The sequence below is a fragment of the Achromobacter sp. HZ34 genome, assembly GCF_002209485.1.
In the GTDB taxonomy this organism is placed as follows: domain Bacteria; phylum Pseudomonadota; class Gammaproteobacteria; order Burkholderiales; family Burkholderiaceae_B; genus Bordetella_C.
This window is the reverse complement of sequence record NZ_NJIX01000004.1, coordinates 123,963-147,631: the sequence shown is the minus strand read 5'-3', so window position 1 is coordinate 147,631 and position 23,669 is coordinate 123,963. Positions and strand designations below refer to the sequence as shown.

The 23,669-nt window shown below is 66.3% G+C and carries 20 protein-coding genes and 1 riboswitch; of the genes, 8 read left to right on the top strand and 12 right to left on the bottom strand.

From position 1 onward, the window contains the following. Positions 1-1,887, bottom strand: coding sequence for a biosynthetic-type acetolactate synthase large subunit (gene ilvB, locus CEY05_RS17185; RefSeq protein ID WP_198952815.1), 1,887 nt, complete (start codon positions 1,885-1,887; stop codon positions 1-3). A gap of 140 nt (positions 1,888-2,027) precedes the next feature. Between ilvB and CEY05_RS17180 the strand changes: the two genes are divergently transcribed. From CEY05_RS17180 to ribB, 3 genes are all read left to right on the top strand, one after another. Then, positions 2,028-2,501 carry an Lrp/AsnC family transcriptional regulator gene (locus CEY05_RS17180; protein WP_088596731.1) on the top strand — a complete coding sequence of 158 codons (474 nt, stop codon included), beginning with the start codon at positions 2,028-2,030 and terminating at the stop codon, positions 2,499-2,501. Between the two features lie 109 nt (positions 2,502-2,610). Beyond that, positions 2,611-3,147 carry an SET domain-containing protein gene (locus tag CEY05_RS17175; RefSeq protein WP_088596730.1) on the top strand — a complete coding sequence of 179 codons (537 nt, stop codon included), beginning with the start codon at positions 2,611-2,613 and terminating at the stop codon, positions 3,145-3,147. A 149-nt stretch (positions 3,148-3,296) separates the two neighbouring features. Continuing rightward, a riboswitch (FMN riboswitch) is annotated at positions 3,297-3,451 on the top strand. Between the two features lie 108 nt (positions 3,452-3,559). Further along, positions 3,560-4,303, top strand: coding sequence for a 3,4-dihydroxy-2-butanone-4-phosphate synthase (gene ribB, locus CEY05_RS17170; protein WP_088596729.1), 744 nt, complete (start codon positions 3,560-3,562; stop codon positions 4,301-4,303). Here ribB and CEY05_RS17165 read toward each other — a convergent pair. From CEY05_RS17165 to panE, 3 genes are all read right to left on the bottom strand, one after another. Then, complete coding sequence (locus CEY05_RS17165; RefSeq protein ID WP_088596728.1) at positions 4,300-4,818, bottom strand: nucleoside 2-deoxyribosyltransferase; 519 nt, start codon at positions 4,816-4,818, stop codon at positions 4,300-4,302. The genes ribB and CEY05_RS17165 overlap by 4 nt on opposite strands. A 61-nt stretch (positions 4,819-4,879) precedes the next feature. Next, on the bottom strand, positions 4,880-5,323 hold the full coding sequence (locus tag CEY05_RS17160; RefSeq protein ID WP_088596727.1) for a nuclear transport factor 2 family protein: 444 nt from the start codon (positions 5,321-5,323) through the stop codon (positions 4,880-4,882). Positions 5,324-5,487: 164 nt separating this feature from the next. Further along, the gene (gene panE / locus CEY05_RS17155; RefSeq protein ID WP_088596726.1) at positions 5,488-6,414 is read right to left on the bottom strand and encodes a 2-dehydropantoate 2-reductase; all 927 of its coding nucleotides are present in this window, start codon (positions 6,412-6,414) and stop codon (positions 5,488-5,490) included. Positions 6,415-6,737: 323 nt separating this feature from the next. Here panE and CEY05_RS17150 point away from each other — a divergent pair, with 323 nt between their 5' ends. After that, a complete protein-coding gene (locus CEY05_RS17150) occupies positions 6,738-8,033 on the top strand; it encodes an amidohydrolase family protein (protein ID WP_088596725.1) in 1,296 nt (431 codons plus the stop codon). Here the strand turns inward: CEY05_RS17150 and CEY05_RS17145 are convergent. Together CEY05_RS17145 and CEY05_RS17140 are read right to left on the bottom strand one after the other, a co-directional pair. After that, the gene (locus tag CEY05_RS17145; protein ID WP_233161575.1) at positions 8,005-8,907 is read right to left on the bottom strand and encodes a phytanoyl-CoA dioxygenase family protein; all 903 of its coding nucleotides are present in this window, start codon (positions 8,905-8,907) and stop codon (positions 8,005-8,007) included. The genes CEY05_RS17150 and CEY05_RS17145 overlap by 29 nt on opposite strands. Positions 8,908-9,058: 151 nt before the next feature. Continuing rightward, positions 9,059-9,964: an alpha/beta hydrolase gene (locus tag CEY05_RS17140; protein ID WP_088596723.1), complete on the bottom strand. Its 906-nt coding sequence runs from the start codon at positions 9,962-9,964 to the stop codon at positions 9,059-9,061. A 212-nt stretch (positions 9,965-10,176) separates the two neighbouring features. On the opposite strand from CEY05_RS17140, the gene CEY05_RS17135 reads away from it, so the two are divergent. Further along, positions 10,177-10,464: an acylphosphatase gene (locus CEY05_RS17135; protein ID WP_088596722.1), complete on the top strand. Its 288-nt coding sequence runs from the start codon at positions 10,177-10,179 to the stop codon at positions 10,462-10,464. A gap of 245 nt (positions 10,465-10,709) precedes the next feature. On the opposite strand, the gene CEY05_RS17130 is transcribed toward CEY05_RS17135, so the two are convergent. The 6 genes from CEY05_RS17130 to CEY05_RS17105 form a co-directional block, all read right to left on the bottom strand. Then, on the bottom strand, positions 10,710-12,083 hold the full coding sequence (locus CEY05_RS17130) for a heavy metal sensor histidine kinase (protein WP_088596721.1): 1,374 nt from the start codon (positions 12,081-12,083) through the stop codon (positions 10,710-10,712). Then, positions 12,080-12,763, bottom strand: a complete 684-nt coding sequence (locus CEY05_RS17125) for a heavy metal response regulator transcription factor (RefSeq protein WP_088596720.1) — start codon at positions 12,761-12,763, stop codon at positions 12,080-12,082. The genes CEY05_RS17130 and CEY05_RS17125 overlap by 4 nt, the downstream gene beginning before the upstream one ends. A gap of 31 nt (positions 12,764-12,794) precedes the next feature. After that, positions 12,795-15,983: an efflux RND transporter permease subunit gene (locus tag CEY05_RS17120; RefSeq protein WP_088596719.1), complete on the bottom strand. Its 3,189-nt coding sequence runs from the start codon at positions 15,981-15,983 to the stop codon at positions 12,795-12,797. After that, positions 15,980-17,260, bottom strand: a complete 1,281-nt coding sequence (locus tag CEY05_RS17115) for an efflux RND transporter periplasmic adaptor subunit (RefSeq protein WP_369825958.1) — start codon at positions 17,258-17,260, stop codon at positions 15,980-15,982. Before CEY05_RS17115 ends, CEY05_RS17120 begins: the two co-directional genes overlap by 4 nt. A 6-nt stretch (positions 17,261-17,266) precedes the next feature. Continuing rightward, the gene (locus tag CEY05_RS17110) at positions 17,267-18,892 is read right to left on the bottom strand and encodes an efflux transporter outer membrane subunit (protein ID WP_088596718.1); all 1,626 of its coding nucleotides are present in this window, start codon (positions 18,890-18,892) and stop codon (positions 17,267-17,269) included. Between the two features lie 145 nt (positions 18,893-19,037). Then, positions 19,038-19,964: a LysR family transcriptional regulator gene (locus CEY05_RS17105; RefSeq protein WP_088596717.1), complete on the bottom strand. Its 927-nt coding sequence runs from the start codon at positions 19,962-19,964 to the stop codon at positions 19,038-19,040. 248 nt (positions 19,965-20,212) lie between these two features. Between CEY05_RS17105 and CEY05_RS17100 the strand changes: the two genes are divergently transcribed. The 3 genes from CEY05_RS17100 to CEY05_RS17090 are packed head-to-tail and all read left to right on the top strand — an operon-like array spanning position 20,213 to position 23,657. Further along, complete coding sequence (locus CEY05_RS17100) at positions 20,213-21,331, top strand: mandelate racemase/muconate lactonizing enzyme family protein (RefSeq protein ID WP_088596716.1); 1,119 nt, start codon at positions 20,213-20,215, stop codon at positions 21,329-21,331. After that, positions 21,328-22,419 carry a mandelate racemase/muconate lactonizing enzyme family protein gene (locus tag CEY05_RS17095; protein ID WP_088596715.1) on the top strand — a complete coding sequence of 364 codons (1,092 nt, stop codon included), beginning with the start codon at positions 21,328-21,330 and terminating at the stop codon, positions 22,417-22,419. The genes CEY05_RS17100 and CEY05_RS17095 overlap by 4 nt, the downstream gene beginning before the upstream one ends. A gap of 47 nt (positions 22,420-22,466) precedes the next feature. Further along, positions 22,467-23,657: an ABC transporter substrate-binding protein gene (locus CEY05_RS17090; RefSeq protein WP_088596714.1), complete on the top strand. Its 1,191-nt coding sequence runs from the start codon at positions 22,467-22,469 to the stop codon at positions 23,655-23,657. Positions 23,658-23,669 lie beyond the last annotated feature (12 nt).

Genomic DNA, 23,669 nt, shown 5'->3' with positions numbered 1-23,669 from the left:
TCAGGATTCGTCTTCGTACCAGACGCCTTCGGCCAGCATCATGCGATGGTGGCCCTGGCCGGCCGGCATCATGGGGAAGCAGTTTTCCTGCTCGGCCACGCAGACGTCCAGGAAGAAGGGACGCTTGCTGGCCAGGCAGCGTGCCAGTGCCCCGTCCAGCTCGGCCGGATCGGACACCCGTTCGGCTTCCCAGCCAAAGGCGCGCGCCAAGGCGACGAAGTCCGGCAGCGACTCGTTGTAGCTGTGGCTGTAGCGCCCGCCGTGGATCAATTCCTGCCACTGCCGCACCATGCCCATATAGCCGTTGTTGCACAGGACCACCTTGACGGGCGTGTCGTGCTGCACGGCGGTGGACATCTCCTGGATGTTCATCAGCACCGAGGCGTCGCCGCTGACACACACCACCGTGCGGTCCGGATGGGCGATCTGCGCGCCGATGGCGGCGGGCACGCCGTAGCCCATGGTGCCGGCACCGCCCGACGTCAGCCAACGCTGCGGCGAGTCGAATTTCAGGTACTGCGCGGCCCACATCTGGTGCTGACCGACATCGGTCGACACGATGGCGTCACGGCCCGTCAACGCCGTTTGCAGGCTTTGCATCAGATGCTGGGGCAGGATGGCGTCGGCGCGTGGCGTCACGCGCAGGCAGTCCTTGGCGCGCCAGCGGTCGATGCGTTGCCACCAGGCATGCAGCTGCTCCGGCGGCACGGCGGCCGCCAGTTCCTCGCGCAGGGCCGTCACCAGGGGCAGGCAATCGCCCACCATGGCCACGTCCACGCGCACGACCTTGTTGATTGAGGCCGGGTCGATGTCGATATGGATCTTGCGCGCATGGGGGCAGAAATCCGCCAGCCGGCCGGTGATGCGGTCGTCGAAGCGGGCGCCGATGCAGACGATGAGGTCCGCGTGGTGCATGGCCAGGTTGGCTTCCAGCGTGCCATGCATGCCCAGCATGCCGACGAATTGCGGATCCGATGCGGGGAAGGCGCCCAGGCCCATCAGCGTCAGCGTGCAGGGGGCGCCCGTGTGGCGCACCAGGTCGGTGAAAGCGGCGCAAGCTTCCGGGCCCGCGTTGATCAGGCCGCCGCCGCCGTAGAACACCGGCCGGCGGGCCTGCGCGATCATCGCGGCGGCGCGGCGCACCGCCGCCTGCGGCAGCTTCAGGGGCGCCTTGCTGGCCTGGCGGCGTGCGCGCAGGGCCGCCACGCCGTGGCGCTCGCTGGCGGGCAGCGCGTCGTCCTGGTCGGCCGGCAGGGCCAGTTGTACATCCTTGGGGAAGTCCACCAGGACAGGCCCCGGGCGGCCTTCGCGCGTCAGGGACAAGGCGCGGCCCACCGTATCGGCCACCTGGTCCAGGGCGCGGATCTGCGTGTTCCATTTGGTGATGGGGCGCGAGATGCCGATGGCATCGCATTCCTGGAAGGCATCGGTGCCGATGGCGGAAATGGCCACCTGGCCGCTGACGCACAGCACGGGGATGGAGTCGCACATGGCGTCCAGCAGCCCGGAAGTGGTGTTGGCCATGCCGGGACCGGACGTCACGAACACGACGCCCGTGCGGCCGGTGGTGCGCGCGTAGCCTTCCGCCGCGTGCACGGCGGCCTGTTCGTGGCGCACCAGCACGTGGCGCAGGCGCGGTTCGTTGTAGAGGGCATCGTACAGGGGCAGCACCGCGCCGCCGGGATAGCCGAAGACGGTATCCACGCCATTGGCGATGAGGGTTTCGAGCAGGATGCAGGCGCCGTTACGGAGGGCGTCCTGGGCCGGCGCGGGGGCGGACGCGGCCGGCTTGGCGCGGGCCTTGAGGATGGGGCGGGCCGATTGGGCGGACGCGTCGGACGCGGGCGTGTCGGCGGCGAGGGCGGCGGTGGGGAGCGGAGCATTCATGTGAAACATGGTACGTGGACTTTTACGGAATTTTTATCTTGTTTTTCTCGGTTCAGAGACTGGATGAAGTAAATTTTCCCTTTACTAAGCCTGAACCACGAAAAATCTCCCTTACAGGGCATCGCTGCCCCCCAGAACCCATGCATCTCGATAAATTCGATCTGGCCATACTCAGGGCTTTGCAGGACAACGCGCGGGCGAGCTTGAATGAGATCGGCGCGGCGGTGGGGCTGTCGTCCACCCCATGCTGGAATCGCATCAAGCGCATGGAATCCGCCGGCGTGATTCGCGGCTATACCGTCAATATCGATCCGGCGGCGCTGGGATTCATGGATACCGTCATCGTCCACGTCACCCTGGAAAGCCACAGCGAAGAAACGCTGTACGAATTCGGCCGCGCACTGGCCCAGATCCCGGAAGTGCTGGAAGCCTTCCTGGTCTCTGGCGACTACGACTACTTCATCCGCATCGCGGTACGCGATACCCGTGACTACGAAAGGCTCCTGCGCGAGCAGCTCTATCGCATCCCCGGCATCCGCCACAGCAAATCCAGCTTCGTATTGCGGCGGCTGAAGGAAACCATGCTGCCGCTTACACCGCCCACGCCGATATAATCCCCGCATCCCACGCGGCGGTAGGCACCCCATCGCGACAGCCGCCGGCCCAGCAGCCGACGTGCTCGCCGGGACTTATCACCCTGCGCCCTCCTCTACCTGGCTGTCCATGACCACCGATACTTCCAAACCCTGGCACGTAGTGCGACGCTCCAAGCTGCACGGCAATGGCGTTTTCGCGGCACGCAAGATCCCCGCCGGCACGCGCATCATCGAATACGGCGGTGAACGCATCAGCGCCAAGGAATCGGATCGGCGCCACCCGACCAATCCGAACGACCCCTTCCACACCTTCTTCTTCTCCACCACGTCGGGCAAGGTCATCGACGGCGGCGACAACGGCAACGATGCGCGCTGGATCAACCACAGCTGCGCGCCCAATTGTGAAGCGCAGGAAGGCAAGAGCGGCAAGCGCGTCTACATCGTCGCGCTGCGCGACCTGCCACGCGGCACGGAACTGCTGTACGACTACGGCCTGGTCCTCGACGGCAAGATCACCAAGGCGTTGAAGGAAGGCTACAAGTGCCTGTGCGGCGCACCCGAGTGCCGCGGCACCATGCTGGCGCTGCCCGAAAAGAAGAGCAAGAAAGCCAAGGCCAAGGCAGATACCGCCACGGCGGAAACGCCCGCCGCGCCGGCCGCCTGAATGCCCAGCGTCCGATTAATAAACGCAGCAGATAGGTCTTATACAAACATATATAAGCTTCCGCCCCTGCCAGGAGCGCGGGATTGGCGCCATAAGCCGATTCCCAGGCGTACAATGCCTCGCATGCCGTCCTTGTCTGGCGGCGTGCAGTACGTCTTCAGGGCGGGGTGCAAGTCCCCACCGGCGGTAGGTTGTGTAAGCAACGAGCCCGCGAGCGTCCGGCAGTCCGCAACGGCGGCCGGAGTCAGCAGATCTGGTCCAAGTCCAGAGCCGACGGTCATAGTCCGGATGAGAGAAGATGTGCCGGCATACGCACCCCCTAGCGCGGGCCTGACAGGGCCTGCGTGACGTTTGCGCATACGGTCTTTGCCCTGAAACGTTTTTCGCCCACTTATCTTGCGAGAGCGTTTCAATGTCCCAGCTTCAAAATTCCCTGCCCACCGCGTCGGCCGCTCCGGCCCTGGACGCCCAGCCGTTCTCCATGCGCCTGGCGCGCGCCCTGCAACACCTGCGCATCGGCCGACCCGTCATCGTGATGGACGATTTCGATCGTGAGAACGAAGCCGATCTCATCGTCGCCGCCGACAAATTGACCGTGCCCGTCATGGCCCAATTGATACGCGACGGCAGCGGCATCGTCTGCCTGTGCCTGACCGACGAGGCCCTGGATCATCTGCAATTGCCGCAGATGGTGCGCGACAACGGCAGCCGCCACGGCACCGCCTTCACCGTCTCGATCGAAGCACGCGAAGGCGTCAGCACCGGTGTTTCGGCGGCAGACCGCGTCACCACCATCCGTGCCGCCATCGCGCCGCACGCGCAACCCGGCGATATCGTCAGCCCGGGCCACGTGTTTCCGCTGCGCGCCCAGCCCGGCGGCGTGCTGACGCGGCGCGGCCATACCGAAGGGTCCGTGGACCTGGCCATGCTGGCCGGCCTGCGTCCCGCCGCGGTGCTGTGCGAGCTGATGAACGCCGACGGCACGATGATGCGCGGCGCCGCGCTGGAGCGTTATGCGGCCAATCATGGGCTGGTCAGCCTGACCATTGCCGAACTGGCCGACTACCGCCGCGGTTTGCTGCAGTCGTCCGCGTCGCACGAGACGAACATCGCGGACGCGCAACAAGCCATCCTGGAATCAGCCGCCGCGGCTTAGGCAGCTCGGCCTGCATCGGCGGCGATGCGTTGCAGGCATGCTGCCGCATCGCCCACCACCACCGTAGCGCTGCAGGCGAGCATCAGGTTCAGGTTCATGCCGAAGTCTTCCACCGTGTAGCCGTTGGCATCGATGTGCCGTGGGCCGGCGGCGTCGCTGGCCTGGCCGACGCCGGCCTGCTCGACGACCGTGCCCGCCTGCTGGGTGTACGCCCACACCGGCTTACCCAAGGCAATGGCATAACCGACCTCGAAAGCCGTACCGGAATCCGGCTCCATGCCGCGAAAAGGATTCAGGTTGGCCATGACCCCGTCGGCGGACTCGATCAGCTGCACGTTGGCGCGGTAGATCCAATGCGCCAGCTCCGGGCCCGCCAGGCCCGCCGGCGCTTGATTATCCAGGGGATACAAGCCCTCGATGCCGACCTCGGCGCACAGCGCCTGCAGCGCCCGGCCATGCGCGACGGCGTCGGGCCGGAAGACATCGAAACCCGCTAGATAAATACGAAAAGGCATGCTTTGCTCCCGACGTCGATCCCCTGGCACCCAGTGGTCTGCAGGCGCGTCGGGGCCGCGCTCAAAACATCGTGTTCTTGTTGGCGGGATTCTCGGGAATGTCCTGGCTGACGTTCCAATGCTCGACGATCTTGCTGTTTTCGACGCGGAAAATGTCGACCATGGCCTGTCCCGTGTCTTCAGGCGTTTCTTTCCACAAGGCATGCACGACGACGATGTCGCCCTCGGCTATTACCCGCTTGATCTCGGCGCTGGCTTGGGGATGCTGCTCGTAGTAGGGCACGAAGAAGTCGGTCATGGCAGCCGCGCCGTCGCCCAGATAGGGATCGTGCTGGATCAGGTTCTTGCTGACGTAGGTATCCATCGCCTGCTCGACATCCTTGTCCTGGAACATCATGCGGTAATAGGCCAGCACGATGTCCTTGCTGCCGCTGGTGGCGGCGTTCGCACCGCCGAGCAGTCCCACCGCGAGTACGGCGCCCGCGACGATCGATAGCAGTTTCATGATTCCCGGGCCACATCCCTAGACAAGTGATGGCCGGGGCAATGCTGCCCGGGCCAGGATAACGTGCCAGTTTACAAACAATTGGACGGACTTGTGACAACCCTTGCCGCTGGACGTGGGCGTTTCCGCCACAGTCCGGCGGACGGCGCCGTGGCCCCGCGCGCTCAGCCCGCGGCCCGCTGGGCCTGGTAGACCTGCAGGTGGCTGTAGGCGACGCGCAGATAGGGAGTGGCGATACCCAGGGCGGCGCCGCGCTTCACCATGTCGCCGACGATATGGTCGGCCTCCACGCGCAAGCCCTGATCGAGGTCGCGGAACATGGAGGCGGTTACCGGGCTGTCAGGATCGGACAAGACCTTGCGCGCCGACGCGTCGGCGTCCGGGCGCGGCTTGAACCCCGAGGCCGCGGCGATGGCCTGCGCCTCGGCCAGCATGGACAGCACGATGTCCGCGCCGTCGTCGCTGCGCACGATCAGGCCCACCGGCCCGCGCATCAGGCAGGTCGCGGCCGCCAGCGTGCACAGGAACACGAACTTTTCCCAATTGTCCTGATGGATGTCGGCACTCAGGCGGGACGTGAAATTGGCCTTGGCCAGCGCGCCTTCCAGCGCTACACAGCGGGCACTGCGTGGATCGCCGGCCCGCTCGCCGAACACCAGCGTGGCGTTCTTGCCCATCTGCACCACTTCGCCGTCCGGTCCCAGGGTGGCGATGATCTGGCACAGGCCGCCCAGCACGCGATGCGGCCCGAAGCGCTGCTCCAGCGCGTCGAAATGCGCCATGCCGTTCATGATGGGCAGCACCGCGGAATCCGGTCCCATGGCGGGAGCGATGGCGTCCATCGCGCTATCCAGGTCGTAGGCCTTGCAGCTGAGCACCACCACGTCATAGTGGCCGTCCAGGGTGGCGGCGGTGACCAGCTTGGGATGCACCACGCTGTCGCCGACCGGGCTCTTGATGCGCAGGCCCTGTTCACGCAAGCGCGCGGCGCGGGGTTCACGCACCAGGAATGTGACATCGACGCCGGCTTCAGCCGCACGGCCGCCGAAATAACCGCCGGTACCGCCGGCGCCCAGGAACAACATACGCATAACTGCCTCCGGATGACGGGACGCCCGACGCGCCCGTCCTGACAAAGCGGAATTATGCGCTGTCCGCTGGGGGATGCGTTGATGAAGGCAAATCTTTGAGTTTCCTCAGGTGGGGATCGGTTGCTGGCATAGAGGTTCTTTATTTGTTGGGGGGACCCCAACGCCCCTTTTTTGGGCTGGCGCCCCTATGGCTGGCGGATTGGAATTACCCAAACCCCACTCCCAAAAGAGATTGAAGACTTGGAAATCGAAGCCTTCGGCGCTTGCCCATGGTCGATAATGCCGAATCGAGGTGGAACACAAGGCAACGACCAGGGGGAAGCATGGCCGTGGATTTCCTGTTGAAGAACTGTAATCTGCCCGACGGGCGTAACGGTGTGGACATTGCCATCGAGGCAGGCCGCATTGCCGCCATTGCGCCGGCGCTGGACGTCCAGGCGGGACAGACCGTGGACGCGGGCGGGCAGCTGGTGGCGCCGCCCTTCGTCGACGCCCATTTCCATATGGACTCGACGCTGTCCTATGGGCAGCCCCGCGTGAACCGCTCCGGCACGCTGCTGGAAGGCATCGCCCTGTGGGGGGAACTCAAACCCACGCTGACCCAGGATGCGCTGGTCGAACGCGCACTGGCCTACTGCGATTGGGCCGTCGCCAAGGGCCTGCTGGCCATACGCAGCCACGTCGATGTCTGCGACCCGCGCCTGCTGGCGGTGGAAGCGCTGCTGCACGTGCGCGAACGGGTGCGGCCCTACCTGGACCTGCAATTGGTGGCATTCCCGCAGGACGGCGTGCTGCGCGCACCCGGCGCGCTGGCCAATCTGCGGCGGGCACTGGACATGGGCGTGGACGTGGTGGGCGGCATTCCGCACTTTGAACGCACCATGCAGGACGGCGCGGAATCCGTGCGCGTGCTGTGTGAACTGGCCGCCGAACGGGGCCTGCGCGTGGACATGCATTGCGATGAAAGCGACGACCCGCTCTCACGCCATATCGAAACCCTGGCGTATCAAACACAGCGCCTGGGCCTGCAAGGCCGCGTAACCGGTTCGCACCTGACGTCCATGCATTCCATGGACAACTACTACGTGTCCAAGCTGATCCCGCTGATCGCCGAGTCGGGCGTGGCGGCCATCGCCAATCCGCTGATCAACATCACGCTGCAAGGCCGCCACGACAGCTATCCCAAGCGGCGCGGCATGACGCGCGTGCCGGAACTGCTGGCCGCCGGCGTGCCCGTGGCCTTCGGCCATGATTGCGTGATGGACCCCTGGTATAGCCTGGGCAGCGGCGACATGCTGGAAGTGGCGCACATGGGGCTGCACGTGGCGCAGATGACGGGCCAGGATGCCATGCGCGCCTGCTTCCAGGCCGTCACGGACACGCCCGCCCGCATCCTGGGCCTGGACGACACGGGCTTGGCGGTCGGCAAGCGCGCCGACCTGGTGCTGCTGCAGGCGCGCGACCCCGTGGAAGCCTTGCGCCTGCGTGCCACCCGCCTGCTGGTGATGCGCGCCGGCAAGATCATCGCCAGCACGCCGCCGGCCACGGCCACGCTGCATCTGGACGGGCGGCCGGCGTCGGTGTCCTTCCTCAGCGCGGGCGGTTCCACACCTTGCTGACCGCGCGGATGGCGGCCCACGCCATCCACTTGCCATTGGTCAGGCGCGCGCGCGGCAGGCGGCGCATGACCTCCACCGCGATGCCGCCACGACGATGCCACTCGCGCTTGCGCACCTGGCTGTCGGTGCGGCGCCCCTCCAGCCAGGGGAACTGGCGCAGGCCGGGCTTGTAGGTGGGCGGCACGTTGAAGATCAGGATATAGGCCAGGCGCGGCGCTTCCGACGAATTGGGCGCGGTGTAGTGCAGCGTACGCATGTCGTGGATCGTGCACCCGCCGGCGGGCAGCGGCACGGGCACGGCCTGGTCGCGCGGAAAATCGGCGCAGCATTCGAGCGGGTGCAGGGCCTTGTCATAGCCCGGCGAGCGATGCTCCAGCACGTCCTGCTTGTGCGATCCTGGTATGAACTGCATGCAGCCGTTGACGGAGCCCACCGGCTGCAAGGCCAGCCAGATGCTCAGCTCGCGGTATTCGAAGTCGGGCGAGCGGAAGGCCTCGTCCTGGTGCCAGGGCGTTTCCGGTCCCAGGCGCGCCGGCTTGAGCAAGGCATGCTCGCCGTACAAGGCGGCATCCTCGCCCAGCAGCTGGCGCGCGATCGCCAGGGCCCGCTTGTGATATTGGGTCTTGAGCAACTCGGGCGCGTAGTGAGATGGATCGTGCAGGCTGGGGAAAGTCTGCGGCTTGTTCGGATCGTCGCGACCGACGAAGTCGTATTGCGCGCCCTCGTTATATCCGGTCCGGTTCTCGAACATCCGCATCAACGTCTGGCGGATCTCCTGGACTTCCTCTGGCGGGCACATCGTTTCGATAGAGATGTATCCGTTCTTCTCGTATTCGGATGTCACGTTTGCCGATAGGGGGAGGGGCTCTTTCACCTTGGGGCTCCGCTTCTAGGGGTAACCCGCCGGGATCGGAAGGTTCTGGCCGCTAAGTTATCCCTTGCCTCTTGTTGCAACTATCGCCCGTCACGCCTACAGCCATACGTAATGCGATGGCCGTAACGGAGACGGCCATTCGGCAAAAAACTCAGCCATCCAGGGTGCCGGATCGGACCATGGTCGCCGCCGCACTAGACCGCGTGGCCGATACCCCCGCCGTTGGATGGGTGATCAGAAACGTAAAGACTTGTGCCAGGACTTCATCGTCCCATGCGGCCGGCGTGCCCGCCGCGCCGGCCAGCGCATCCGGCCAGTCGCTGGCGCCGGCCACGATGGCTTGCGTCACGCGCACGCCGGCCTGGCGCACACGCCGGGCGTAGCTGGCCGCCTCGTCGCGCAGCGGATCGTCGCGCGCGGTCAGCAGCAGTATGGGGGCCAGGCCGCCCAGGCGGGTATTGACCAGGGGCGCGGCGTACGGATGGGCGGCATCGCAATAACAGGGCAGATATTGCTTCCAGCCATCGGCCCAGCGCGCGGCCTGTTCGCTGGCATGGGCGTCGCGCATCGAGGCCGTGCCCATACAGGCGTCCAGCATGGGCGACAGCAGGATCTGGCCGGCCAGTTCCGGGCCGCCGCGATCGCGTGCCATCAAGGCGACGGCGGCCGCGATGTTGCCGCCGGCTTCCTCGCCGGCCACGAACAGCGGACTGCCGCGGCCACCCAGCAGGCGGCGGTTGCGATACGCCCATTGCAGGACGGCATAGCCGGCTTCGGCGGCGGCGGGGAAGGGATGTGCCGGGGCCAGCGGATAATCGACCGACAGCACCACGGCGCCGGCCCCGGACAGCAAAGTACCGACCTTGCCGCCGCTGTCCAGCGAGCCCGAGGTGAAGGCGCCCCCATGGAAGTGGACGATCAAGGGGGTGGGACCGTCGGACCGGCGCCGGCCATAGAAGCGCACGGCGGGAGCAGGGTGGTCGGGAAGGTCAGCCGGGATGCGGCCGCAAGCGGCGGCGTCGAATGCCTTGCCGGCAGCGCGAGAGAGGGAGGACATGATGCATAAACCATTGCCCGAAAAGCAGAAATGGGCGAATTGATGATGGCCTAAGCATAGGTAATGCGGGGCGCCGGATAAACCCGGTGCCGGTGACTAGACTATTTCCGTCAGGCGACTAATCAACGTGGCCAGCAGGGGCATCCTGGGCCCTGGCGTGTCAGGATATGAAAGAATGAAGGGGTTTTCCGTTTCCCGTTCCGAATACAGCAATGGCCAGCGATCCCCATATCGAAACCGTCCACGTCCACATCCGCGGCAAAGTGCAAGGCGTGGGCTTCCGCATGTCCACCGTCAGGCGAGCCCATATGGTGGGGGCCACCGGGTGGGTGCAGAACCTGGAGGACGGTTCGGTCGAAGCGCTGGTGCAGGGCACGGCCGAGCAGGTCGACGCCATGCTGGAGTGGCTGGGACGTGGACCGCCGAATGCCATCGTGCGCGGCATCGAATCCGAGCGGCAGTTCATCGATAAACGGTTCGGCAGTTTCCAGCAGCTGTAGCCGGCAGGATGAATTCGCGATTCATTGTCCCGCCCCAATATTCATTGCCCTACCCTGGAAATTTATCGTCCCGCCCCCTGTCGGGGCGGGACAAAGAGTGGAAGGGTGTAAAGGTGCGAAGAGCGACAACGGTCAGGGATCCAATGTGCAGCCTCGTAGGGGGGGGTGGCCCACAGAACAAGGCGACTTGCCACTAGCCGGCGAGCCGAGCCAACGGTCGAATCGAATCTTCAGGGGTCGGCCCTCTACCGAGGCAGGTTGAAGCCGATCGCGGTGTTGCCGCCGTTGCTGAAGGCGAAGACGCGGCCGCCGTGCATGCTGGCGACGGCCTTGACGATGGCCAGTCCCAGGCCATGGCCATGCGCGGCACCATGGTCGTTGCGCGCGGCATCGACCCGGTAGAAACGGTCGAACAGCCGCGGCAGATGCGCCGCATCGATGGGATCGCCCGGATTGGAGATGGTGACGCTGACACCCCCCTCCTGGCGTTCCAGCCGCACGACGATGCGCGTGCCGCCGTGCGTATGCTGGATGGCGTTCTGCAGCAGATTGGTGACCGCGCGCCGGAACAACGCGCGATCCATCGGCGCCACCGCGTCGATATCCCCTTCGACCGCCACGGTCAGCCCCAGGTCATCCAGCACGAATTCGAAGAACTCGATGGTCTTGTCCACCTCGTCGGCCACCACCGTGTTGACCAGTCCCGTGGCCGCCTCCCCCCGATCGGCGCGCGCCAGGAACAGCATGTCGTTGACGATGGCACGCAGGCGATCCAGCTCCTCCAGGTTCGACTGCAGCGTCTCTTCCAGTTCCTGCACACCGCGCGGACGCGCCAGCGCCACCTGGGTCTGGCCGATCAGATTGGTCAGCGGCGTGCGCAGCTCGTGCGCGACATCCGCATTGAACGCTTCCAGCTGCGTGTAGGCGGACTGCAGGCGGTCCAGCGCGCCGTTGAAGGTATGCGCCAGATCGTCCAGTTCCACCGGCAGGCTGGCCGCCTGCAGACGCTGGGCCGGATGGGCCGGGCTGATCTCCTGCGCCTCGCTGGACAGGCGCTTGAGCGGCCGCAGGCCCACCGACGCCATCCACTGGCACAACAGCATGATCACCAGCACCGCCGCCAGCAACAGCCCGGCCAGCGCAATCACGAACGTGTGCAGCGTGTGCAGGTACGGTTCGGTGGCGATGCCGACGACGAACTTCACCGCGGGGCGCTGTTCCAGCGCGTCGACGGTGCGGGCAAAGGTGCGCATGGGCCGTTCACGGCCCGGCAACAGCACTTCGTCGTAGCCATCGTCCAGTTCGGCAATACTGGCCAGTTCGGCCGCGTCCTTGCCGTAGCTGAAATGCGGATCGGGGCTGACCACCCAGAAGCGCAGGCTGCCATCGGCCGGGGTCAGCGTATCCATCTTGGCCATGCCACGCGCCCAGCGTTCCGGCGTGCCCATGCGCGTCAGCGAAAACATCATCTCGCCCGACGTGGTGCTGAGCACGTCCATCTGCTGGCGCACCAGCTCACGATGCAGCACCGCATACAGCGCGGCACCGATCAAGGTGAACGCCACCACCGCGACCAGGGCGAACATGGCCGCCAGGCGGGTCGTCAGGGAGCGTTTCACGCTGCCTCGCCCTCGCGTTGTTCCAGCACGTAGCCCATGCCGCGGATGGTGTGCAGCAGGCGCGTGGCGAAGGGCCCGTCGATCTTGGCGCGCAGGCGCTTGATGGCCACCTCCACCACATTGACGTTGCTGTCGAAGTTCATGTCCCACACCAGCTCGGCGATGGCGGTCTTGGACAGGATCTCGCCCTTGCGCCGCGCCAGCACCGCCAGCAATGCAAATTCCTTGGCCGTCAGGTCGATGCGCACGCCGCCGCGCTGGGCCTTGCGGCTGGCCAGGTCGATCTGCAGGTCGCCGATGCGCAGCTGCATCGGTTCCTGCACGCGCCCGCGCCGCGTCAGCGCCTGCAGCCGCGCCAGCAGTTCGAGAAAGGAAAACGGCTTGACCAGGTAGTCGTCGGCGCCATCCTGCAGGCCCTTGATGCGGTCATCCAGGCCGTCGCGCGCCGTCAGCATGATGACCGGCGTCTGCCGCGTCTTGCGCAAGGCGCGCAGCACTTCGAAGCCATCCATGCCGGGCAGCATGGCGTCGAGCACGATGACGTCGTAGTCCAGCTCCGTGGCCAGGTGACGGCCGTCGATGCCGTTGTTGGCCACGTCCACCGCGCAGCCCTGTTCGGACAGGCCCTTGTGCAGATAGTCGGCGGTCTTGGCTTCGTCTTCGACGATCAGGATTTTCATGATGGGTCGCTCCGGGGACTCACTTTACCCGTTATTCCCTCGCCGCGGCCGGACTCGGCAAGGCCTGGTCCTCCGGCGCCTGTCCCGCCTGCCGCCGCGCCGCCCGCGCCTTCTTGCGATTCATGTACCAATAGTGGGCGCGGTCCAGATACAGGTAGACCACCGGCGTGGAGAACAGCGTCAGCAGCTGCGACACCAGCAACCCGCCCACCATGGCATAACCCAGCGGGCGGCGCAGTTCGGCGCCCTGGCCGTTGCTGAGCATCAGCGGCAGGCCGCCCAGCAAGGCGCACATGGTGGTCATGATGATGGGACGGAAGCGCAGCACGCAGGCCTCGTAGATGGCATCGAGGGGCGCCATGCCGCGCTCGCGCTCGGCGTGCAGGGCGAAGTCGATCATCATGATGCCGTTCTTCTTGACGATGCCGATCAGCAGGATGATGCCGATCAGCGCGATCACCGACAGGTCGTAGCCGCCCGCCCGCAAGATCAGCAGGGCGCCCAGGCCCGCCGAAGGCAGCGTCGACAGGATGGTGATGGGATGGATATAGCTTTCGTACAGCAGCCCCAGCACGATGTACACGGCGATCAGGGCCGTCGCGATCAGGTAAGGCTGCGAACGCAGCGAATCGCCGAAGGCACGCGCCGCGCCCTGGAAGGAACCGATCACGGTACCGGGCACGCCCATCTCCACCTTGGCCTGGTCGATGGCCTGCACCGCCTGGCCCAGCGACGCGCCGGGCGCCAGGTTGAACGACAGCGTGACCGCGGGAAACTGGCCCTGGTGGTTGATGGCCAGGTAGCCGGTCTTCTCGGTGTCCAGCCGCACGAAGGTCGACAGCGGCACCTGCTGGTTGGTCAAGGGCGATGTCAGATACAGCCGGCTGAAGATATCCGGATCCTTCTGCAGCGCCGGCGTCACTTCAAGCACCACGTGATAGCTGTTGAGCTGGGTGAAGTACTGCGCCACCTGGCGCTGCCCGATGGCATCGTAGATGGTGGCGTCGATCAGCGCCGGCGTGAAGCCGAAACTGCTGGCGCGCGCCCGGTCTATCGCCAGGGTGGCGGTGGGGGCGGCGTTCTGCTGGTCGGAGGCCACGTCCGCCAGCTGCGGCAGTTCGGCGAAACGCGTGGCCAGCTTGGGCGCCCACTCGTTGAGTTCGTCCAGGTTGGAATCGGTCAGGGTGTATTGGTATTGCGTGCGCGACAGGCGGCCACCGACGTTGATGTCCTGGCCGGCCTGCATGTACAGCGTGGCGCCCTCGACGTGCGCCAGCTTGGGACGCAGGCGGCGGATCACTTCATCCGCGCTGGCCTTGCGGCCATCCTCCTTGGAACGCAGGTTGATGTAGAAGTTGCCGGTGTTGTACTGCGACTGGTTGCCGTTCATGCCGAAGGCGACCACGTCCGGGTCCTGGCGCACCACGTCGGCCAGCGCGATCATGCGCGCATTCATCGCCGTGAAGGAAGAGTCCTGCGCCGACTGCGCGAAGCCGAAGATATAGCCCGTGTCCTGCTGCGGAAAGAAGCCCTTGGGGATGATGACGAACATCAGCGCGGTCACCGCCAGCGTGGCGAAGAAGGCCATCAGGGTGATGAACTGATGGCGCAGCACCACTTTCAGGCCGCGTTTGTAGCCATTGAGCATGGCATCGAAACCGGACTCGAACAAGCGCGCCAGGCGGCCTTGCTGCTGGCCATGGACGTGGTTCTTCAGATAGCGCGAACACAGCATGGGCGTCAGCGTCAGCGAGATCACCACCGACACGATGATGGTCAGCGTCACGGTGACGGCGAATTCGCGGAACAGGCGGCCGACGATGCCGCCCATCAGCAGCAAGGGAATGAACACCGCGATCAGCGACACCGAGATCGACATGATGGTGAAGCCGATTTCACCGGCGCCCTGGTAGGCTGCCTGCATGGGCGGCATGCCGTCCTCGATATGGCGGTAGATGTTCTCCAGCATCACGATGGCATCGTCCACCACGAAGCCCACGGCGATGGTCAGCGCCATCAGGGACAGGTTGTCCAGGCTGTAGCCCAGCACGTACATGACGCCCGCCGTGCCCAGGATGGCCAGCGGCACGGTGATGCAGGGAATCACGGTGGCTGCCACGTTGCGCAGGAACATGAAGATCACCACCACCACCAGGGCGATGGTCAGCAGCAACGTGAACTCGACGTCCTTCACCGAGGCGCGGATGTTCTGCGTGCGGTCGATCACCGTGTTCACCGAGACCGACGGCGGAATGGCGGCACGCAGGCGCGGCAGCGCGGCCTGGATCGCGTCCACGGTCTCCAGCACGTTGGCGCCCGGCTGCTTGCTGATCTGCAGCACGATGGAGCGGCCGTCGGTGATGCCTTCACCCGGCGGCGCGGCGGCGCCGGCATAAGCCCAGGCGGCCAGCTTGTTGTTCTCCGGACCATCCACCGCCACACCGACGTCGCGCACGCGTATGGGCGCGCCGTTGCGGTAGGCCAGCACCATGTCGTTCCACTGCGCGGCCTTGGTCAGCTGGTCGTTGGTGTAAGTGGTGAAGCTTTGCGACGGACCATCCACCGTGCCCTTGGGCTGGTTGACGGTGGTGTTGGCGATGACGCCGCGCAAGTCTTCCAGGCTCAGATTGAGCGACTTGAGTCGGTCGGGATCGACCTGGATGCGTATGGCCGGCTTCTGCTGGCCGGCGATGTTCACCAGGCCAACGCCGGATATCTGCGAAATCTGTTGCGCCAGGATGTTGTCGGCGTAGTCGTTGACTTCAGTCAGGGGCAGGGTACTGGACTGCACCGCCAGCAGCAGGATGGGCGCATCGGCCGGATTGACCTTGCGGAAGGTGGGTGCGTTGGGGAGGTTGGACGGCAGCTGTCCGGAAGACGCGTTGATGGCGGCCTGCACGTCCACGGCCGCCGACTCGATGCTGCGGTTCAGGTCGAACTGCAACGTGATCTGGGTCTGGCTCTGGGCGCTGGTCGAGGTCATCTGCGACAGGCCGGCGATAAGCGAGAACTGCCGCTCCAGCGGTTGCGCCACATTCGACGCCATGGTTTCCGGACTGCCCCCCGGCAGGTTGACCGTCACCTGGATCGTGGGGAAATCCACCTGCGGCAAGGGCGCCACGGGCAACAGGGGCCACGCGGCCACCCCCACCAGCAAGATGGCAAGCGCCAACAGCGACGTACCAATAGGGCGCTTGATGAATGCTGCGGAAATACTCATGCACCGGCTCCCTGGGTGGCCGGGCTTATCGCCACTTCCACGGTCTCATCCCTGGCCGCCGCCTGGGTCACGGCCCGGCCTGAATTCAAGGCCACTTCCGAGGCCTCGGTGCGGCGGGCGGCCGGTGCCGCGGCTGGTTTGCTTTCCACGGTGCGGGCACCGGGCTTGAGCTTGTACTGGCCGTCGACGACCACGCGCTGGCCGGCCGCCAGGCCCTTGTCGATGACGGCCATGCCGTCCTGGATCAAGGCCACGTGGACGGGTTGCATGCGCGCCACCGTATGCTCGTCGATGACATAGACATAGGTGCCGGTCTGGCCCCGCTGCACCGCCGGCGCGGGCACCGTCAGCGCACCGGTGTGCGTGCCCAGGCGTACGCGGGCGTTGACGTACTGGCCGGGCCACAACAGATGCTCCGGATTGGGGAAAGAGGCCTTCAACTGCACCGTGCCGCTGGTGGTGTCGATCTGGTTGTTGACCAGCACCAGCTTGCCCTTGCCCAGCACCTGCTCGCTGTCGCGGCGCAGGGCGGTGACAGGCAGGCCGTGCTGGTCATGCGCGGCGGCCTGGTTGAGGTCTGGCACATGCGCTTCGGGCACCGTGAACACCACGCTGATGGGATCGATCTGGTTGATCACCACCAGTCCGGTGGTGTCGGTCGCGTGCACAATATTGCCCTGGTCCACCAGACGGGCGCCGGTGCGGCCGCTGATCGGCGCGCTGATGGTGGTGAAGCTCAGCTGCACCTTGGCGTAGGCCACCTGCGCGGCATCGGTCTTCACCGCCGCGTCCAGCTGCGCCACCAGCGCGCGCTGCGTATCCAGCGTCTGTTGCGTGGTGGCGTCTTCCTTGCTCAAGCGCGTATAGCGTTGCAAGTCCAGGTTGGCGTTGGCCAGCTGCGCCTGGTCCTTGGCCTGCAGCGCCTGTGCTTGCGCCAGTTGCGCCTGCAAGGTGCGCGGATCGATCTGCGCCAGCAGCTGGCCGGCCGCCACGTCCTGGCCCTCGGTGAAGGCGACCTTGTCGAGCTGGCCGTCGACGCGTGCCTTGATGGTGACCGACTGGTTGGGCGTGACCGTGCCGACGCCAGTCAGGTAGATGGGCACATCGGCGCGCTTGACCGCGGTGGAGGTCACCATCACGGGCGGGGCGGCCGCGGCCGGCGTGTCGGCGGCGGCGTTGTGATCGATGCCCCAGAAAGCGGCGCTCAGGCCCGCCAGGGCCACGATGCCGGTCGTGATGCCCACGCGGCGCTGTATCGAAGATTTGGCCATGTCCATGCCTCTTCAGTCTGGTTGCGTTTGCCCGGCCGGCGTGGCCGTGGCGGAAACAACGGGGGTCGGGGGTGCAGCAGGGATTGCAGCGGAGGTCGCGGCAGGCGTTGCAGCCGCGCTCGGGGACGCGGCCGGCGTTGCTTCCGGACCCGTCTCCGGCTGCAACCGCGCGGCGCTCCAGCCGCCGCCCGTGGCCTTGATCAAGGTCACGCTGGCGACCAGTTGACGGCCCAGCAACTGGACCGCGCTGCGCTCATTACTCAGGGTCAGGTATTGCGCGGTCACCACGTTCAAATAGGTGACGGTGCCGGCGCGGTACTGCGTCAAGGCCAGTTGCTCGGCCAGGCGCGAGGCCTGAACCGCCTGGTCCTGCGCCACGCTTTCATCGGCCAGCACGCGCAGGGCGGACAGGTTGTCCTCGACCTCCTGGAAGCCGCCCAGCACGGTCTGCTTGTATTGCGCCACCGTGGCGTCGTAGGCGGCCACGGCTTCCCGGTCGCGGGCCTTGCGCAGGCCGCCGTCGAGCAGCGTCTCCGCCAGGGACGCGCCCAGCGACCAGATGCGGCCGGGCGTGTTGAACCAGGGCCCGAAGCCGCTGCCGCCGTAGCCGCCGCTGGCGCTCAGCACGAGAGACGGGAAATAGGCCGCGCGCGCGACGCCGATATTGGCGTTGGCGGCGGCTGCCTGGCGTTCGGCGCTGGCGATGTCCGGGCGCCGCTCCAGCAATTCGGAAGGCAGGCCCACCGGGACTTGCGGCAGCGCCGGATGCCAGGCGGGATCTTGCGCCAGCGTGAAGTCCGCCGGCGCGCGGCCGGTAAGGATGGCGATGGCATGCAGCAATTGGCGCCGCTGCTGTTCCAGGTCGATGGCGTCGGCGCGCGCGGTGTTCAGCTGCGCCTCGGCCAGGGCCACGTCCGAACGCAGCGCCACGCCTGCATCATGCTGGCTGCGGGTCAGCTTGAGCGCGCGCTCATAGGCTTCCAACGTGCGTGCATAAAGGGCGATTTCCCGGTCCGTCACGCGCAGCTGCATATAGTCCGCGGCGACGGTGGCCTGGATGCTCAGGCGTGCGGCGGCCAGTTGCGCGGCACTGGCCTGCGCGCTGGCGTCGCCGGCTTCCACCGAGCGCCGCACGGCGCCCCACAGGTCCGGTTCCCAACTGGCGTCCAGGCCGATGGAGTGCGAATTGCCCAGCTTGCTGACGCCGTTGGAGATGCTGCGGGCGCGGCCGGCGCCGGCGCTGATGCCCGCGGTGGGCCAGAAGGCGGACCGCGCGGCGTCGGCGGCGGCGCGCGCCTGCCGGTATTGCGCGGCGGCCAGGGCAATGTTCTGGTTGGCCTCGTTGGCCTGGGCGACCAGGCCGTCCAGGACGGGGTCGCCATAGACCAGCCACCAGCGCCCGTCCGGATCCACGTGGCCGGGCGTGGCGTCCTTCCAGGGGCCCGCTTCGGCGTACGCGGACGGCACCGCCATGGTCGGCCGCACGTAGTCCGGCCCGGCGGCACAGCCGGCGAGGGCAAGGACGGCGGCAACAGCGGCGGCCGCCGCGGCGGGCCGAAGAACGGCCAGGCTGGCTGGCTTACGGTGTACCTGGACGCGCCCGCGAGGGCGAGACGGCCGGCGAAACAATGTAGTCATGACGCAGCGCGTGATCCGGAGGGGAAATAGGGTCCACGCGCCATCTGGCGCCGGCCCTGCCATGACTGCAATGTAGGAAGCGGCGGTGGACGCCACGCTGTCGGAAAACTGACAGGATTGTCAGTTGCAATTGAGCCATTACGGCTCAGGCCGCCTGCAGCGCTCCCTGCCGTTGCCGCGCCGTCTGCCGCAGCGCATCGACGAACAGCCGCGCGGAGCGGGACAGGGGCGTATTGCTGGGCAGCACCATCTGCGCCCGCACTTCGGTGCGGGGGGCATAAGGCAGCGTGACCACGCCGTGGTCGCGTTGGCTCCACAGATGGAAAGGATCGATGATGGCCACGCCCGCTCCCGACCGGGCCAGGGAGCAGGCCACCGACGTCAGCGTGACCTCCAGCGCGATGCGCCGCGGCACGTTGGCGCGCTGGAAGCTTTCCTCCACCAGCGCCCCCAGCGGCAGGCTCTTGCCGAAAGAGATCAGGGGATAGGGCGCCAGGTCCTTGGGCGTGACCACGTCGTAGCGCGCCAGCGGACAGTCAGGGTGCATCACGCAGACCAGCTCCGTGGTGCACAGATCCACCAGGCGGCCATCCACGCCACGGCCGTCGCGATGATTCAGCGGCGACAAGGCCAGGCCGAAGTCCACCCGTTCCTGGATGACGTTCTCGAACACGCCGACATTGTCCAGGGTAAACACGCCCACCTGGATATTGGGCCAGTCTTTCTGGAAGCTGGCGATGGTGGGCGAAATCAGGTTGTCGGCCAGGGTCGGTACCGAGGCCACCTGTACCGTGCCCACCGTCATGTCGCGCATGTCATCCATCAAACGGTTGACGCGCTCGATGCCGTCGAAGATGCGATTCAGTTCGGCCAGGATGACCTGGGTCTCGCGCGTGGCCTGCAGGCGGCCATGCTTGCGGACGAAAAACGGAAAGCCGGCATGCGTGGCGCAATCGCGCAGCATCAGGCTGATGGCGGGCTGGGAGATCCCCAATGCGCCGGCTGCTTCGGTGACAGATCCGTGCAGGCTGACGGCACGGATGACCTCCAGCTGGCGTACGGTAAGCGCCATGTCTCGCTCCTTTGTCTACGCATTTTTATAGAGGCCAGCGTCAGCGCGCGGGTCCATGGAGCATATAAGAACACCTTATGTGGAAATTAGGTGTACTCAATTGATTTTATTTTCCGCGCTACCTATCCTCGTTCCAGTTCGCATACACAGGCAGGTCGACGGCAAGGCGCGGTACAGCGCCCCACGGACTGCCCGATCACAAGAACGCCAGGAGGAGACGTCATGGCGCAGCTTGAATGGTGCGGCGGATGAAGATCGTATCCGTCACTTCCGATGTCGTGTCCCTGCCCTTCGACATGGGTGGGCCTTACCAGCGCTTTGCCGGCGCCCTGTGGGACAAGCTGGATATCCTGCTGGTGCGGGTCGAGACCGAGGACGGCCTGGTGGGCTGGGGCGAGGCCTTCGGCCACGCGGCCATCCCCGCCACGCGCGCCGCGCTCGATACCATCGTGGCGCCGCTGGCCATCGGCCGCGATGCCGGCGACATCGCCGGCCTGACCCGCCAGGTGCTGCACGCCACCCACTTGCTGGGGCGCAACGGCTGCTATGTCTATGCCTGGTCCGGCATCGAGATCGCCCTGTGGGACCTGCTGGGCAAGCGCGCCGGCATGCCCGTGCATCGCCTGCTGGGCGCGGCGCCGTGCACCGAACTGCCGGCCTATGCCAGCCTGTTGAACTACACCGACTGCACGCTGGTGGCGCGCAATACCGCCGCCGCCGTCGAACGCGGCTATCGCCACATCAAGCTGCATGAAGTGACGCACGAAGCGGTGCGGGCGTCGCTGCAAGCCGCCGGCGCCGCCGCCGTCATGCTGGACACCAATTGCGCCTGGGACGTCCCCACGTCCCTGCGCATGGCGGACGCCATGCGCGACGACGGGCTGTACTGGCTGGAAGAGCCGGTGTGGCCGCCGGAAGATGCAGCCGGCCTGGCGCGGGTGCGCGCGCGTGGCATTCCCATCGCGGCCGGTGAGAACGTGGCCGGGCCGATGGGCTTCAAGGCCCTGCTCGAAGCCGGCGCCCTGGATATCGCGCAACCCAGCGTGACCAAGCTCGGCGGCATCGGCGAAGCCATGAAGGTGGCCACGCTATGCCAGGCGCATGGCGTGCAGACCGTGCCGCATTGTCCTTACTTCGGGCCCGGCTTCATCGCCACGCTGCATATCGCGGCCGCGTTGCCGCAGCGGCCGCTGATCGAAGTCTTGTGGCTGGACATGGAAGCCAACCCCTTCGATCCCTGGGTGCGCACGCAGGACGGCAAAGTATCGGTGCCGCAAGGCCCCGGCCTGGGCTGCGACCCCGATCCCGATGTGCTGGCGCGCTATCGCGTCGGCCTGCCCAACGTCACCCGCGGAGCCCGCCCATGAAAGTCACCGAGGTGCGTACCCGCGTGGTGCGCCTGCCGTTCGACAAGCCGATAGGCAGCGCGCTGGGCCGGCTGGACAGTTGCGGCTGCGTGCTGGTCTACGTCCACACCGACGCCGGCATCGTCGGCGAGAACCTGGTGTTCGCCTTGAACGATCGCCGCACCCGCGTGCTGCGCCAGATGGTGGACGAACTTGCCGACCTGCTGGTCGGCCAGGACGCCGGCCACATCGCCGGCTTCTGGGCACGCGCCTGGAAAGACATCAATTTCTTCGGGCACAAGGGCATCACCGTGATGGGCATCTCGGCCCTGGACGGCGCCTTGTGGGACATCGCGGGCAAGGCCGCCGGACTGCCCCTGTATCGCCTGCTGGGCGGCGCGCGTGATCGGGTACCGGCTTATCACAGCGGCGGCCTGTGGCTGGACCGCGATATCGACGCCCTGGCACGCGAGGCGCAGGACATGGTGGCGCAAGGCTTCGGCGCGGTGAAGATGCGCCTGGGCATGGCGGACGCACGCCAGGATGCACAACGCGTGGGCGCCGTGCGCGCCGCCATCGGTCCGGACATCAAGCTGATGGCCGACGCCAACCAGGGCTTGAACGAAGCGCAGGCGATACGGCTGGGCCGTCTGCTGGAAGAGCACGACCTGACGTGGTTCGAAGAACCGCTGCCGGCCTGGGACCTGGAAGGACTGGCGCGCGTGGCGGCGGCCCTGGACACGCCCATCGCCAGCGGCGAAACCGAATACACCCGCTACGGCTTCCGCAGCATGCTGGCCCTGCGCAGTGCCGACGTGCTGATGCCGGACTTGCAGCGTGTGGGCGGCGTCAGCGAATTCATGCGCGTCGGCCATATGGCCGAGAGCCACGACATCCCCGTGTCCAGCCACCTGTTTCCCGAAACCAGCCTGCAGGTGCTGGGCGCCTTGTCGAACGCGATATTCCTGGAATACATGCCCTGGTTCTCCACGCTGTACCGCGAGCCGCTTGAATTCGCCGGTGGCATGGCCGTGGTGCCGGAACGGCCCGGCTGGGGCCATACCTTCGACGAACAGCGCATCACTGCATTGGAACAGGCAACGCGCTGAGACGCGCGCGCTGGCCCACAAACAACGCCATCACCAAGGAATCCACCATGAGCCTGACGCGCCGCAATTTCGTCCTGGGAACCAGCGCCATCGCCGGCGCCGCCATCATAGGCGCACCGCGCTACGCGCATGCCGCCGCCGAATCGTTGCGCATCGGCTGGCTGGCCGCGCTGACCGGCCCCAGCTCCGCACCCGGCATCGGTTTCGATCGCGGCGTCAAGTTCGCCGCGGACACCTTGAATGCCGCCGGCGGCGTCAAGGGCCGCAAGATCGAAATCGTCACGCGCGATACGCAGGGCGATCCGACCAAGGCCGTCAACGCGACGCAGGAAATGATCAACTCGCAAAAGGTGCACGCGATCTGGGGGCCGACCAATTCCGGCGAGTCGCTGGCCGTCACGCCCATCATGGCGCGCGCCGGCATTCCCAACATCCATCCCTGCGTGATCGACACCTTGATCGACACGAAAAAATTCCCCAATGCCTTCCGCATCGCCCCGTCCAACGGCCAGTGGGACGACGCCGTGCGCAGCTATTGCCTGAAAGTGCTGAAGGTGAAAAAGATCGCCATCATCGGCGACACCACGGGCTACGGCGTCACCGCGGTGAAAGCCTGCGTGGCCAACTTCAAGCGCGACGGCGCGGACGTGGTCTACAGCAACAACATCGATGCCACCCAGACGGACATGACTCCCGACATGACACGGGCGCGCAGCGCGGGCGCCGAAGTCATCGTCATCTGGAGCGTGTCCACCGGCATGGAAGCGCGCCTGTTCAATACCCGCGCGGAAATGAACTGGGACGTCAACTTCGCCGGCCACCCATCGATGGCGTCCGGCGAGATCCGCGGCCTGCTGGCCAAGCCGCAGAACTGGGACAAGGTCTACGCGGTGGGCTACCGCAGTTGCAGCTACGGCGCCGACGGCAAGCTGCCGCCGAAATCGCAGGAATTCGTCGACAAGGTGCAGGGCAAGGTGAGCCTGGACGACACGCTGTTCTGGTGGGTGACGGCGGGCTATGACGCCATCAATATGGTGGCCAAGGCGGTGCAGGAGGGCGCGGGGTCGTCCAAGGACATCATTGCCTACTGGAACACCCTGCATCCCTATCCCGGCTACTTCGGCAACTACACCTATACCGCCGAAGAACACAACGGCTATCCCACCGCCGACGTGGTGATGTCGGCGGCCAACTCGGCCAAGCACGGCACCTTCCTGCTGGCGCCCGGCTACGTTTGACGCGGAGACTGC

Bases quoted from the DNA above. Each gene is read 5' to 3' on its own strand.
- ilvB (WP_198952815.1), bottom strand. From the start codon at position 1,887: ATGAATGCTCCGCTCCCCACCGCCGCCCTCGCCGCCGACACGCCCGCG.
- CEY05_RS17180 (WP_088596731.1), top strand. From the start codon at position 2,028: ATGCATCTCGATAAATTCGATCTGGCCATACTCAGGGCTTTGCAGGAC.
- CEY05_RS17175 (WP_088596730.1), top strand. From the start codon at position 2,611: ATGACCACCGATACTTCCAAACCCTGGCACGTAGTGCGACGCTCCAAG.
- ribB (WP_088596729.1), top strand. From the start codon at position 3,560: ATGTCCCAGCTTCAAAATTCCCTGCCCACCGCGTCGGCCGCTCCGGCC.
- CEY05_RS17165 (WP_088596728.1), bottom strand. From the start codon at position 4,818: ATGCCTTTTCGTATTTATCTAGCGGGTTTCGATGTCTTCCGGCCCGAC.
- CEY05_RS17160 (WP_088596727.1), bottom strand. From the start codon at position 5,323: ATGAAACTGCTATCGATCGTCGCGGGCGCCGTACTCGCGGTGGGACTG.
- panE (WP_088596726.1), bottom strand. From the start codon at position 6,414: ATGCGTATGTTGTTCCTGGGCGCCGGCGGTACCGGCGGTTATTTCGGC.
- CEY05_RS17150 (WP_088596725.1), top strand. From the start codon at position 6,738: ATGGCCGTGGATTTCCTGTTGAAGAACTGTAATCTGCCCGACGGGCGT.
- CEY05_RS17140 (WP_088596723.1), bottom strand. From the start codon at position 9,964: ATGTCCTCCCTCTCTCGCGCTGCCGGCAAGGCATTCGACGCCGCCGCT.
- CEY05_RS17135 (WP_088596722.1), top strand. From the start codon at position 10,177: ATGGCCAGCGATCCCCATATCGAAACCGTCCACGTCCACATCCGCGGC.
- CEY05_RS17125 (WP_088596720.1), bottom strand. From the start codon at position 12,763: ATGAAAATCCTGATCGTCGAAGACGAAGCCAAGACCGCCGACTATCTG.
- CEY05_RS17120 (WP_088596719.1), bottom strand. From the start codon at position 15,983: ATGAGTATTTCCGCAGCATTCATCAAGCGCCCTATTGGTACGTCGCTG.
- CEY05_RS17115 (WP_369825958.1), bottom strand. From the start codon at position 17,260: ATGGACATGGCCAAATCTTCGATACAGCGCCGCGTGGGCATCACGACC.
- CEY05_RS17110 (WP_088596718.1), bottom strand. From the start codon at position 18,892: ATGACTACATTGTTTCGCCGGCCGTCTCGCCCTCGCGGGCGCGTCCAG.
- CEY05_RS17105 (WP_088596717.1), bottom strand. From the start codon at position 19,964: ATGGCGCTTACCGTACGCCAGCTGGAGGTCATCCGTGCCGTCAGCCTG.
- CEY05_RS17100 (WP_088596716.1), top strand. From the start codon at position 20,213: ATGAAGATCGTATCCGTCACTTCCGATGTCGTGTCCCTGCCCTTCGAC.
- CEY05_RS17095 (WP_088596715.1), top strand. From the start codon at position 21,328: ATGAAAGTCACCGAGGTGCGTACCCGCGTGGTGCGCCTGCCGTTCGAC.
- CEY05_RS17090 (WP_088596714.1), top strand. From the start codon at position 22,467: ATGAGCCTGACGCGCCGCAATTTCGTCCTGGGAACCAGCGCCATCGCC.